Source organism: Verrucomicrobiales bacterium, assembly GCA_016793885.1.
GTDB lineage: Bacteria > Verrucomicrobiota > Verrucomicrobiia > Limisphaerales > UBA11320 > UBA11320.
This window is the reverse complement of sequence record JAEUHE010000055.1, coordinates 1-14409: the sequence shown is the minus strand read 5'-3', so window position 1 is coordinate 14409 and position 14409 is coordinate 1. Positions and strand designations below refer to the sequence as shown.

The following is a 14409-nucleotide window of genomic DNA, read 5'->3' as shown; positions in this document are numbered from 1 at the left end:
ATGATCACAGCTCGTCAAGAGTGGGATCAGGCGGGTGAAGTCCTACGGTGCCGATCGAGGGTCTCGTCGAGCGCTCAGGCATTTTCATTGATCGAGCTTTTGGTTGTCATCGGGCTGATCGCGTTGATCGCCGGTTTGGCGGCGCCGGCGCTCAAGACCAAGTCGGTGTCGTTGGATATCGCGCACCGCCAGCTGGCCGATGATCTAAATCGGGCCCGCCAGCTGGCGATCAGCACGCGTTCCACCGTTTATGTTCTTTTTGTTCCTTTGATCGAGGCTGGGTCGACGCTCACCAACAATCTACCGGCCGCGCAGAAGGACATCCTGGCCAGCCGACAGGCTCGTGGCTACGCCTTGTTTTCACGACGGTCGGTCGGTTCTCAGCCGGGCCAGGAGGAGCCCCGCTACTTGTCGGAATGGAAGGAGCTCCCGGATGGGGTGTTCATCTCGACCAACAAATTTCAGAGTCCCGAGGATGATTCGAAGTTCTTCGGATTCCTGCCCATGGATTATCTGTCCGCCAAGGAGAATCCGACTGTGAAAGTGCCTTCCGAGGATGGCAGCACCTACAAACGGCTTCCCTACATTGCTTTTGATTCCACCGGAGCCCTGACGCTGAGCGAATCGGGCTATGTGCGTGCTGAGCAAAAAGTCGAAAATTGGCGCCAGTCGCTGGCTGCGCGGGCGGTGATACCGCTGGTGGCCGGGAGCGTGGCTCCGGCCCGCAAGGACGATGGCTTCGGGAAACGCGTTTTGGACTGGGCTGCGCCCAGTATTCTGGTGAAGGCCCCGTTTGATCCCAACAGCAACTTTCTGTCGATCACCAATTACATCAAGCGAGTGACGGTGGATCCGCTCAGCGGCAGAAGTCGCGTGGAAGGAGGAGAAATTCAATGAAGATCATGCGTTCGGTTTCCCGTGGCAGTTTAGCGGGTTTCACTCTCCTTGAAATTGCGGTGAGTCTGGCTGTGATTGGCTTCGCGATCGTGGCCGTGATCGGCGTGTTGCCGACCGGACTGAACATTCAGCGGGACACCCGCGAACGCACCATCGTCATGCAGGATGCCACCTATTTCTTGGAGGCGATCCGACAGGGGGCACGGGGGACCAATGACCTGGTGAACAACGTGGAGCGAATTTGGGTCGCCTATGAGAAGGGGGCCGAAAATCCTCCCCGGCTGGAGGAAAAAGTGCGCGGGGCACAGTTCACCAAGGACTCGGAGGTTATCGAGTTCTTGACCCTTCCGCGGGTGGCGAATCAATCGGAGCATCTGTACAGCGTCGCCCTGGTGCGGTCGTTGAGCGGCACTGCTTCGGAGAAGGGCTCGGTCTCCGGAGATGACCGCATCGCCTTCAGCTATTTCCTGCTTACCGAGGTGGTTCCGATTACGAGCGTTCCTGATGCGGCATTTACGACGACCGAGATTTTAGACGCCCGCGAGCGGATGCACCGAACCAAGCAAAAGAACACATTCGCCAACAATCTGAGCGAGGTCAGGCTCACCATCATGTGGCCGCCGTCGCCATCGACCTACACACACGGATGGGTTCCTCGCAATCAGATCACCTTGCGAACCTACGTAAGCGGGGCGTTGCTCGAGCCGCCACAGCGCGTGCTCAATACCAGTCGCTTCCAATGATCCTATGAAATGTTGCCGAGATCGTCAGGTGCAGCGAGGTTCGGATGTCGTCCTGCGCGGAGGAGTTCCTCTGGCGGAGGGGCTGCGCCTTCGCCAAGGCTATTCGCTGGTCGAGATCATGGTGGCGATGACTCTGCTGACGGTGATCGTGGTGGGATTGATGGCCACGCTGAACCAAGCCCAGCGCGCGCTCCGCGCGAGCGGGGCGCAGACGGACACCCTCGAGAACGGTCGAGCCTTTCTCAGCCTGCTCAGCCGTGAGATGCAGGAAATGGTTCAACTTCCGGCCCTGGTTACTAATGTCTACCGGTTTGCTTCGGTGTACCGCACGGATGGACGGCAGCTCATTCAGAGCATTCCTGGCAACCCCGGGTTGAGCCGGACCAACGAGCTGCAGAGTTTTTGTTTCGTCGTGCCCAGCAAGGAAAGCGCTGACTGGAAGGTGATCTTTTACGACTTCCGCGAGAATGCGATCAAGGATCGCAAGGTGGGGGCGCTGTACCGATCGGAACGCGCTTTTCCACGCTGGAAGGCAACCAATGACCTGGCGGCTCTGCAGGCAGAATTCGTTTCGTGGCGGTACAGCGCCGAGCGGAACACCAACGAGTTCAGCAAGATTCTGGACGGGGTGGTTCACCTCAGCTTCCAGCCTTACGAGGTGACGAACGGCTTCCCGGTTCTGCCCCAGAACCCGGATGGTCGGCATCCGCGCGGTTTCTATTTTGCCAACGGCCAGCCCCCACCCCTGCATTACATACCTGGTGCCATTGAGGTTGAGTTGGGCTTGCTCGACACCGACACCTACAAGCGCTCCAAGTCGATCGATAGCGCCGCCGCGATCGAGAATTTCCTGAACGACCGGTCCGGTAACGTCCAACTTTTCCGGCAGCGGATAACTATTTCTACGCGCCCATGACTCCGCGTCTTTCCTCCCACTCGCCCCGTCGTGGTGTGGCCCTCGTGATCACGCTGATCCTGCTCAGCGTCATCCTGGTCATCACCTTCGCCCTGCTCGCCGTCAGTCGGCGCGAGCGATCATCGGTCACGACCGCCCAGCACCTCATCGATGCCGAATACATGGCCAACGCGGCTTTGGAGCGGGCCAAAGCGACTTTGGCGGTTCAGATTCTGGGCCGATCCAACCTGATGGCCGGCGGCTTTGGCCGGCCGGTGTATTCCTTCGAACTCAGCCCGGACCCGGCCGACCCCCGCCTCGGTCCGATTGATGGACGCGCGGCTGGCGATCTGCTCGTTTCGACCTCCACCAACAGCTTCAATCCGTCAGACTACACCCTGAGCTATGTGACCAACCTGCAGTTCGATGCCCGGGTGCCGGTGTTCGTAAAGACCAATCGGACCAATCCCAACGCGGCGCTCGACTTCCGCCATTATCTGGACTTCAACCGCAATCAATCCTTTGAGAGCAATGGGTTCCACGTGCTGCTGGACCGGGACGATCAGCCGATCGGGACCAATCGCTTCTTCCATGCGGGCGATCCCGAATGGCTCGGCATGCTTTCTCAACCCGGCCTGCCTCACTCAGCGACCAATCGCTTCATTGGTCGGTATGCCTTCCTGGTCGTGCCGGCCGGGCGGACCCTGGACATCAACGCGATTCACAACAATGCGAAAAACGCGGAGATCCGTGCCGGATTTGAAGGCTACGGACGCAACCAAGGTGTGGGTACCTATGAGATCAATCTGGCGGCGTTTCTGGCGGATCTGAACACGAACGAATGGTTGGGGCTGACGGGGTATCGCTACGATCTCCCGGCACCGTGGGGTGCGGGCAACGGCATAGGTGCCGGTGATGGCGTTGGGATTGCCTTCGACCATGCCCGGGATTTGCTTCGCTACCGCTATGCCGGTGATTACCGCAACCTTCCCTCGCTGGATGCGTGGTTGGGCAGCGCGTCGGCCGGATCCCGCTTGTCGGACTACTTCCGCAGCGATGTGGCCGACACCTACGCGGACGATACGACTCAGCAGATCACCAACCGCCTCACCGGGCTGTCCAGCGTGGACAATGATCCCGACTCCAAGGATCCCAGCACCCGCTGGTCGGGGGTCGATAACCCCAACCGGTTTGTGTCGATGGACGAGCTTTTCAAGGCGCGCCACTCCGATCCGTTGCGCTCGCCCTACTACGGGAAGCTGACCCAGTCCCTCCAAGCGGCATCGACCAACCGAGGGACCTACAACCGCTACACCTTCTATCGTCTGCTCTCCCAACTGGGAACCGACACGGGCACCGGAACGGAAGACAAAATCAACCTGAGTTTCAAGAATCTGGACGGTTATAAGACGACGGATTTGGTGGCGTGGGATCCGGCCGACTTCTTCATGACCGTAGCCGATCGGCTGATCCGCGATCATCTGGCCAATGTAAACACCAACTACAGCGGTGCCACGAGTGATGAGGATTTGTTCAGTCCGAACTTCGCCTATCGTTTTGACCCGCTCCTAGGTCCGACCACCGTTACTAACAATCCCCGGAACTTTCTGCGTCCCCGCGACCTGCCGGCTTTGACCCAGCTGAGTGTCACGAATATCCCGGTGTTTCCCATCAACTACTACAACTCAGCGGTGCACCGCCTGCTGCAGGTGTCGGCCAATTTATATGAGGCCAGCACCAACCGAATTGCGCCCAGCCGCCCGACGGTGCCTGAGAACCATGCCGGTTATCTGCCTACCATCTATCGTCCCCGGTTCGCTCGCCGTTCCAACGGGGACGTGGTGATCGCTGGTTATCTCGAGGATGATGGAACCCTACTCAATCCGGATGCGTATCCGTGGATCTCCATTTCCGAGCTGGTCAAGCGGATGGCGGTGGCAACCGTCGATCAGGTGGTTGACAACCTGAACGTGTATGGAGTTCCCCCCATCGTGGCGACGCGCAAAGGAATTCCTTCGCTGAACGAGATCGTTCTGGCTTCGGGCTTTGATCTGTCGCGCAAGCTGCTGGTCACGAAGCAGAGCGTAAGTGAGGATTTGCGGCGGGGTTCGCGGCCGATGAACGAATACCTGAACGAATTCTTCGTGATGAGCGCCTCGAATCGTTTCGGCGTGGAGCTGATCAACGGTTACACCAGCGCCTATCCCCGCCGGCTCATTGCCCGCATCAAGGGACGCCTGACGACCACGTTGTTCGAGGGGACCAATTTCCTCACTACCGCGACGAACGACTATGATTTCCGAACCGATATTCCCGCAAACAGCTGGCGGGGAGGCCTGTTCAACAAATTCGCTATCCGGGTGCCGGCGTTGACGAACCTGGTGCTGCTCAATCAGGCGCTCTACACCCCAGGCAACCCGCGCGGGACGTTCACGGACTTCCGCGGAAATCTGTATCGGACGCCGGCCCGCTTTTCCTCGGCGGCGTTCAACTGCCGGACCACCAACGAGTTCATGTATCTGCTCTTCGATGCCGATACAGCGCCGGGCACTCCAGGGTTCGGACGGGTGATCGACGCGGTGAGCATGAATCGATTGGAGACCGCGTTCGATTTGAATCAATATCTCAACGACAGCGGCGACTCGGCCAACGCGGGCGGCGGGGGATTGACCACGGCGATTCGGCAGATGTGGGTCACGAATCGAGTCGATGGCAGCGCGCGAATCGATATCCCCACCGTGGGGGCTTCGAACCAGGTCTTTGCGAGCTGGCAGGGATTGAACCTCCCCGGCCTTCGAGCCAGCTGGAGAGATTTTTCCCGACTCGCCACGGTGGATGCCGAGGTTCTCAACTTTCTCGAATTTTTCAGCGGCGGTCCTAGCAATACGAATCTGCAGAAGCAGGCTCCTCTAACCGCTCACCAAGCCTTCTTCCAGCTCACCTCCTGGCAGGCGAATGATCCCCTTTTGCATCACACGCCTGAGCAAATGTTGAAGGCTTATCAGCCGCAAAACTTTGGCTCCTACGGAACCAACTATGGCGACTACAAGGGGGCGATGATTCCTCCGTTGGTCAATGGACTCAGCAACAGCTTGAACGCCGCGGTGTCCAATGCCTGGAACCTGGGTGAGGTCAACAAAAGCTCCCATCAGCCCTGGCCATCCAGTGCCAAGGCCCAGGCTTCAACCACCGCCACTGCCTCCGTTCAGGATTTCGATCCCTTCGTCCGCGACCCTATGGTGCGCACCCCGGATGACTGGGACTTTCCCACCAACCGCCTGGCTAATTTGGGGGCCATCGGGCGTATCCATCGGGGCACCCCTTGGCAGTCCATTTACCTTAAATCTGCACCGGACGGAACCGCTGCCCTCGCCACCGAATCCTGGCTGAGTCACGTCGCGGTCGACATGTTCAAGGCGTATCGGCTCAACCAGAATGCGTACACCAACACCTGGCTCAACTTTCCGACGAACGATTGGTCCTTGGTCGACATGTTCACGGTGGGAGGAAGCGACTCCGCCGGAGCGGGCAAGATCGGCGTCAACCAGAGCGGATTGGCTGCCTGGTCGGCTGTGCTGAGCGGGGTGGTGGTTCTGACCAACCACGTGGAACTGAACGATGTGGCCAAGCGGTTTGCGGCCAGGAACCCGCTGCAGCCTCCCGCGCTCTCCTTCGCGGTGATCCAGCCCGGTCTCACGGCTGCCTCCGAATCGCCGGTCGGCAAAATCGTCAATGGAATCAATCGAACCCGACTGTGGTTCACCAATGGACTGTATGCGAGCGTGGGACAGATCCTGGCCGTGCCCGAGCTTACCCTCCAATCTCCGTTTCTCAACCTCAGCGATGCGCGGTTCCGCCAGATGGGGATCTCCGAGGAAGCCTACGAGATGATTCCGCGGCAGGTGCTTTCGCTCATTCGATCCGATGAGCCGAGGTTCGTCATCTATGCCTTTGGCCAAGCCTTGCAGCCCGCCCAGGACTCGCTGATCAAGAACGCGGCATCGGATTACTACAATCTTTGCACCAACTACCAGATTACCGCTGAAATGGCGACCAAAACGGTCATCCGATTCGAGAACACGGCCCGCAAGATCGGATCGGCCGTAGCTCCCGGCCAGCGGATGGTCTTGCGCCCGGTGGTGGAGAGTTTTGAGCAGTTGCCTGCCGACGGATTTTAACAGATATTAGTAGTTGTAGACCTTTTTGGATGCTGAGTAGCGGGGGACCATGCTGCGGGGCAGGTGGTGCGGGGTAATCGAAACGTAAGTTAAGAGAGAGTATTGTCTATGTCCTTCAAGCCTAGAACCTGGCTGGTGATCAGCCTGCTTTGCTTTTTTGGTGCGGCGATGTTTTGGGACTTGGGTCGGAAGGAGGCTGCCCGTCGCAAAACACCTGCGGCGCCGTCTCCTGTCAGCCCCGTCACGACCTCGGCCCCGCCGCAAGCGGCCGGTGGTCCCCTGGCGCCCGCGCTGCTGTCCGCCGCGGTGGGCCGGATTGAGTATGTGTCCACCAATCGCTTTCCTGAACCGCCCAAGGCTCGCTACCCCCTGCGGTTGCGCAACAGCGATACCAAGCTCGACGAGCTGGCGCGCCGTGACGATGCCCTGCTGTTGGCCAATGCCTTGCTGGATCTCCGTAAGCCACTCGCTCTGCAGGTTCCGGATTCCCTGCAGCCCAAAGGCCCCACGGAAAACTACGTCGTTCAGTCCAAGGTTTCGCTCGATCGTGGATTCCGTCAGCTGCTGACCTCCCTTCAGGCCGAGATCATCAGCTATGTGCCCAACAACGCACTGCTGGTCCGAATGGACAGCGCAAAAGCGGAGCAGATTCGTCAATCCCCGCTCGTTCGCTCTGTTATCCCCTGGATTCCTTATTTCAAACTGTCTCCGGCTTTGCTCAAGGACGCGATCAGCCAGACGCCTCCTCCTGAGGAAAAATCCTTCCGGTTATTGGTGTTTCCCCAAGAGGCTGAGGCGATGGTGGCTGAATTGCGCATCATGAACCTGGAGGTTTTGGGACAGAGCCGGTCGCCGTTTGGGACGGAGGTTATCGTCCGGGCTGCGTCGAGCCGTCTGACGGACTTTGCGCAGAATGATCGAGTGCAGTGGATTGATCCCTATGTGAAGCGGCAAGCCGCCAATGACATGACCGCCCTGAGCTTGGGCACGAGCACCAACGGGGGCCTGGATGCCCAATACCTGGGTTTGACCGGCAAAGGCATCCGCGTGAACGTCAATGACACGGGCGTCGACGAAACTCATGCCGATCTTGTTGGCCGCGTTCTGGACGGGGAGCCGGCCGCGCACGTCGATCCCGATGGGCATGGAACGCATGTCGCCGGCACGATTGCGAGCAGCGGAAAAAACTTCCCCGCGCTCTCCGGCACCAACATGCCACCCGGGTCCGCGACCAATGCCAGCTTCCAGGGTAAAGCTCCGGAAGCCATCATTGTTCCGGTGTTGATCGATCCCTTCTTCGGATCCTTCCTCTCCGACAATTATCTTCAGGAGGCGGCTGTGCTCAACGACGCGCTGATCTCCAACAACAGCTGGGGCTACCTGGGAATCAATGAGTATGATTCCGCCGCGGCGAGCTATGACGCCGCGGTGCGCGATGCGTTGCCGTCGTTGCCCGGACAGCAGCCAGTGACCTTCGTTTTCGCAGCGGGTAATTCCGGCGGAGGGGACAACGATGGACTGGGAGGATCGGGAGACACCGTGACGACCCCGGCGACGGCTAAGAATGTGATCACGGTCGGAGCTCTGGAGAGCCTGCGTCGTATCACTAACGGTCCGGTCACCACCAACGCCTTCGGCGAACCGCAGACGAATTCGTTCTTCTATGCCGACACCGACAGCAACAACGAGATCGCCGATTACTCCAGTCGCGGGAATGTGGGCATCAACCTCGAAGGTGAGTTCGGCCGATTCAAGCCCGATGTCGTTGCTCCCGGTTCCTTCATCATCTCCACCCGCAGCGTGGATTGGAAGGACCCCATTTTGCAGATCGATCACATCCCGCTCTTCCTGCGCGATCAATCGATCAACGCCACCTGGACCAATTTCTACACGGTCCAGGTGCCCGACAACTCCATTGAGGTGAGCTTGCGCTCCATTCCGAATGCCAAGTCTCCCGTTCCGATTCCGCCGCTCCTGATCGGGGTGCGTAAGGATGTATTGCCTCCTCCGAACGACTTTGAAGGCACCAATTTTGTTCGGTTCCCGGTGACCGGCGGCGGCAACTGGGTGATCGCGATCGAGAACACCACCAACTTTCCGGTGGCCTTCGATCTCATCGCCATCGTGACCGTGACCAACGCGCCGGTATCTTCCGAGTATTTCACCGAGCTGAAGAAGCTGAACGACCAGGTCGGACCGCTCTACCGCTATGAGAGCGGCACGAGCATGGCTGCTCCGGCGATCAGCGGCATGATTGCGCTCATGCACGAGTTTTTCACCAATCGTCTCAACTACCCATTGCCAAGCCCGGCACTGACCAAGGCTCTGTTGATCAACGGCTCGGACACGGTGGGTGATCTTTATGACTTCCAGGTCAAGTCCACCCTCAACATGCAGGGCTGGGGCAAACCGGAGCTGCCGCGGATCATTCCCAAGGTCATGGATTCGAAGCCAACCGCCCCCGACAGCTGGCCGGTGCGGTTCTATGATCAAACCAACAACGCTTCCCTCGCTACCGGCGAAAGCGAGACCCGGACCCTGACCTTTAGTCCGACCAACGCCTTCGCCGCCTTGAATGACTTGCGTGTCACGCTTGTCTGGACGGATCCGCCCGGCAATCCCGGCGTTGGCATCAAGCTCGTGAACGACCTGGATTTGGTCATCACTAACCTCACCTCGGGTGAAGTCTATTACGGCAACGACATCAAGTCCGAGTCGCTCTACAACGACCCCATCGATACCACCATCACCAACGTTACCGACGTGGTGAACAACGTTGAGAATGTTTTTGTTTCCGGGCCTTTGGGCGACAAGTACTCGATCACCGTGGTTGCCAAGCGGGTGAATGTCAACGCGGTGACGTCCGAGCCTACCGAGATCGTTCAAGACTATGCCTTGGTGGTCTCCATTGGGGATCGTACCATTGAGGATGGCTTTAAGATCGATGAACCGGTTGGGCCGCGGGTGCAAAGTGGCCCGGCGCTGGTCACCCTGACCAACGAGGTCCCTCTCATGAACGAGCGGGTGGGCGCCAATCCCGCCGTGGCTCTGGGAACCAACGGGGTGGTGCCGCAATGGCGGTTCTATCGGTTCGTCAATGAAGGCAGCACCAACCCGTATGTCGCGATCATTACGTTCCAGGCGGATAATCTTTCCCGACCCCGGTTGGCGGAAGGAGATATTGATCTCTATGTATCTACTGATCCGGCGCTGCTCACCCTGGATCCGGCGGTCCTCCAGGCCTCCATTCTTCAGGGGCGAATTTCCAGCGACCAACGGCGCGGTGCCTCGCGGACTCGGCTGGGAACGGAATTTGTCGCGTTCACGAACTCGGCTCCCGACAGCGAGTATTACATTGCGGTGAAGGCGGAGGATCAGCAGGCGGCCGAATACGCCCTGCTGGCGATCGCCCGCAGCGAACCTTTCGACAGCGATGAGAACGGCTGCCGGGTGATTCACTTCATTCGCAGTCCGACGGTGATTCCCGATGGCTCGAATGAAAGCCCCAGTGGTCTCGACGAGATCCAGCCGGCTCTCTTCATCGGCATCGGCACTCGTTCGTCGCTCATCCGCAACGCCCGGGTCGATATGGACTTCACTCACGATGATGTAGGCGATCTGACCGCGCTTCTAAAGGGCCCCACGGATCCCATGGTGACGCTCTTCTCGCACACCTTCACCGGCGTGAATACCAACTTGGTCATCAGCTTTGACGACAGCGGCACCAACTTGGATGCCAACACCTACTCGAGCGAGGGCCCCATCAAGCTCAATGCGCTGGTGGGTTCCGATGCCCTCGGCGTTTGGCAGTTTGCCTTGTTCGACAACTCTCCCTTGCACGCGGGCACGGCCAACAAGGTCTCCTTGTGCATCGATCCGCAGAATCTGGAATGTCTGACCACCGACGGATGCCTGGTCTCCATTCTTCCCAATAGCTGGTACTATGACTTCATCGATATTCCGTTCGACGCCAGTCAGCTTCAGGTCTGCGTTTCGGAGAATGTCGGTCCGGTCGAGATCTACCTGCGTCGAGGTCTGAACCGTCCCACGCAGACGGATTGGGATGCGTTTCAGGAGGTGCTCGTGGGCGACACCAACTGTCTAACCCTTGATTATTTCAGCTCGCCTCCCATTGCTCCCGGTCGCTGGCAGCTGGGAATTTTCAATCCCAACCCGTTTGGGCAAACAGTCCGTCTCAAGATCTTGATCACCCGCGGATTACTGTCGGATTCGTTCCAGACCTTCCTGCCAAACCCGGATCCCTTGGGCCAGGGCATTGCGGACGACGCTCAAACCCAGGCAGGCATCACCATTCAGACGAACCGTCCCATTGTCGAGGCGCGGGTCGGGATTCGGTTGGATCACCCTCGGGTGTCCGATTTGGCCATTCACTTGGTTTCCCCGCGCGGCACCCGCTGGCTGCTCAAGGAGAACCGGGGTAACGCCAGCGTCGATGGATTGGGCAAGACCTTTGGTCTTAACGGGCTGGTTGGAACTCCCGAGGAAGTGCTGACCAATTATGCGTGGGCGACTTTCACCGATAGCACCAACCTGGCGGATGGAGCCATCAAGTTTATGGCTCCTCCCTTCGCACCGACTGGCACGGAAGCCCAGCCGACGGTCTACTTGAGCGATTTCGAGCTCACGCCGACCGGCTATCAGGATACCACCTCCGTGTTGTTCGAGGGATGGCGGGTGTTGAATCGCAGTGTGATGATCACCAACGATTCGGTGACCGGTAGCTTGCATTCTCAGGTGCTGGCGTTGTCGGACGGCGCCGTGGCCGCTGAACTGCCGATCCGTGGCGAGCGCCAATACCGTCTCTCCTTTGCGTATCGCAAGGACTCTAGCGCACAAACGCAGCAGGTTAGTTTTGCGGTGGGACCGGGGCCGGTGGGTAGTGTGCATGATCCCGTGAATCTCAGCCAGGCCGTCCTGGTTCCCAAGTTCCGCGGAAGCCCTGGACAGGAGATTTATCTCAGCACTCCGACTAATGGAATTGTCGTGAGTGCAGGGCCCCGCGTCGGTCCTGACGGAGCGGGTGCCGGCCCCCGCGGGCTGCCATATTACTCCCTGGTTGGACAGTGGAGCTTCAGCGCCACGACACTGTCGGCGCAGACGATCGCCAGCCCACCCTTCTTCGTGGGGGACGAAGCCATTCTCAGTGTCCCAGAGGCCCCAGGCGACTATTACCTCTGGCTGGGAATCAATGACGATGACTTTACCGACAATGGCCCTGGCCCGACCGACTTCAATGTCACGGCGCGATGGAAGCCCACTCAGTTGGACTCCTTCCGATATGTCATCAGCGGTGTCACCAATCGCCTTTTCCCGAAGGAGTATTGGCAAACCAACACACTTCGCTTCATTGGACGCAACGATGCCAAGGATTTGGCGTTCTTGAGTGAGTGGAACTCCACCACGCTCATTGACGACGTCGTGGTGAGCGAACCGTTTGCTGCCGCCTACTATTTGGCCGAGGAGCCGCTTCCCACCGAAATCAAGTATCAGGCCAATACCCCGGCCGAGCCGTTGGTCCAAGTGCCATCGGTTCGCGGTGAAAGCGCCCAGGGGACTTGGCGTTTGGATATTAAAGATACTCGTGCGAAGGAAGGGGCTAATGCATCGAAACCCGCCATCTTGTGGAGTTGGTACTTGCAGGTCCTGTTTGCTCCCGCCCAACAGCCGATCCTGTTGACCAATTGTGTGGAGTTTGCCGACATCGTCCGACGCGACGGTATCCGCTACTATGCCGTGGATGTGCCTCTCGAAGCCATCAACGTCACGAATACCCTGATCGGCTCCAACGTGGTGTTCTTCTACAACGGCGACCAGGTTCCCGACCCCGATGTGGACATTCCGGTTATCAGTCCCCATGAGCTCCAGGTGGGCTCCCCCCTGCCCGGCATCGCGGTGGCTCCGGGGTCGCGTTATTACCTCGGGGTGATGAACTCGAATCTGACGTCTCGCGGTTCTTCGTTCCGAGTTCGGGTGGATTTCGAGTTGCCGATGATCGCGCTGACCAATGGCGCTCCGTTGGTGCCTCCGTTTGGTGCGGATCTCGCAGGCATCACTAACGTATTCCCCGGGCCTGCTGTGCCCCCGGTGGCCAACATCCTCTATCCCGGCACCAACATGCACTGGTATAAGCATGTGGTGGAACCGCATCCCGACCTCCACTCGGTCGTCTACGAGCTCCGCTCGACGAATGCGGAGTTGCATCTCGTGGCCAAGCGGGGATTGGCTGGAGTCGACTATCTGCCGACTCCCACACGCTATGACTATCACAGCATCAATTATCGGGATACGAACGAGATGATCATCGTTCGGACAGACTCCTTCCCGGTTCCGCTGACACCCATCCCATGGATCTTGGGCGTCTACAACTCGGGAACCAACACCGCTACTTATGATCTGACGGCGACGCGGTTGACGACTCCGTTGCCGGTCGGATTCCCGGTCCCGCCGCATACCTACAGCATTACCAACTGGACCGAGGCGGCGAACGAGTTTGGCTTCTCGCTCCAGCCGGGCGAGGCACTGAATTATTTCCACGCGTTGGGCACGCTGGCCACGAACTCGGCGTTGTTGGTCGAGGTTCTCAACCTGACGGGGGATGTGGATCTCTTCCTGCGACGGAACGATCTTCCTTCACCCTACCTCTACGACTTCAGCGATCTCCAAACCGGTACGAATTCGGAGCACATCTCGATTCACACGAACCTCTTCCTTCCGACGTTTGGCCCGCCGACGAACTGGTTCTTTAATGTGGTGAATCACGATTCCCTCCAGGTGACCGGCCTGGTGCGTGTCGCGACCGCGTCGGGGACCAACGCGCTCAACACGGGCTTGCAGATCTTCCAGGTCGCCGATCCCTTGGGAGACGGAATTCGAATTCAATGGCGGGCTCTGGTGGGCGAACGTTACGACGTGCGTTACAGCACGAACGCGGTTGGACCGTTTGATCAGTCTTTAGGCATCATTCGAGCCAACACGTCGACCGCACAGGCGATCGATCCGCTGCCGAGTACCAATCGTTTCTACGAAGTGATACGCCTCGGACCGTGAGCCGCGCTCGAGCGAGGCAACGCGAAGGAACAGCCGCGGTCCACAGTCCGCTGCTGCTTTCCAACGACGTGCGATGGGGAATGGCTCTATGGAGTGCGGAGACACGTCTCCGCTTTTCCTGCGTGCGACGGAGTGGCTAAGGCCGTCGTAGGTGGACGCGCAGGTGGGAGGGGATCAGGCGGCGTGAAGGAACAGTGGTGTCGCGCCCGCGTCTTGAGCTCCAAACCGGGGCTAAACAAGTTCTAGGAGATCCTCGCTTCCCAGGTTGAGTTCCTGAATGCGCGGCCGAGAACCCGCCGGGTTCCAAGAGATTAGGCTATGCGGGGCGTGGAGCGCATCGACACCCCCGGTCTGTCGGCCCTATTGAACAGCACCCTCAAAGGCGTGCCACGCGTCGGCGATTGGATCGGCCAAGGATCAGGATCTTTGAGTAGGGGTGATGCGGGTCTCGGAGCCCGTGGCATCGCTGCGCGATGCTCCTTATTTTTAGGTCACCACCCACCACCCCCCCCCCCCCCCCAACCCCCAAACAACAAACCCCCAACAACAACAAACAAACAACAAACCCCAAACCCCAACCACCAAACCCCCAACACCCCCCCCCCCGCCCCCCCCACCAAACAATACC

5 protein-coding genes are annotated in these 14409 nt (G+C 59.1%); all 5 read left to right on the top strand.

The features are described from left to right. The 5 genes from JNN07_07155 to JNN07_07135 all read left to right on the top strand — a co-directional run bounded on the left by JNN07_07155 (position 1) and on the right by JNN07_07135 (position 13781). Positions 1–897 carry a prepilin-type N-terminal cleavage/methylation domain-containing protein gene (locus JNN07_07155; protein MBL9167504.1) on the top strand — a complete coding sequence of 299 codons (897 nt, stop codon included), beginning with the start codon at positions 1–3 and terminating at the stop codon, positions 895–897. Continuing rightward, entirely contained in the window at positions 894–1640 is a 747-nt protein-coding gene (locus JNN07_07150; GenBank protein ID MBL9167503.1) for a type II secretion system protein, read from the top strand. The genes JNN07_07155 and JNN07_07150 overlap by 4 nt, the downstream gene beginning before the upstream one ends. A 4-nt stretch (positions 1641–1644) precedes the next feature. After that, positions 1645–2556: a prepilin-type N-terminal cleavage/methylation domain-containing protein gene (locus JNN07_07145; protein MBL9167502.1), complete on the top strand. Its 912-nt coding sequence runs from the start codon at positions 1645–1647 to the stop codon at positions 2554–2556. After that, positions 2553–6713 carry a hypothetical protein gene (locus JNN07_07140; protein ID MBL9167501.1) on the top strand — a complete coding sequence of 1387 codons (4161 nt, stop codon included), beginning with the start codon at positions 2553–2555 and terminating at the stop codon, positions 6711–6713. Before JNN07_07145 ends, JNN07_07140 begins: the two co-directional genes overlap by 4 nt. 108 nt (positions 6714–6821) lie before the next feature. Further along, on the top strand, positions 6822–13781 hold the full coding sequence (locus tag JNN07_07135; GenBank protein MBL9167500.1) for a S8 family serine peptidase: 6960 nt from the start codon (positions 6822–6824) through the stop codon (positions 13779–13781). Positions 13782–14409 lie beyond the last annotated feature (628 nt).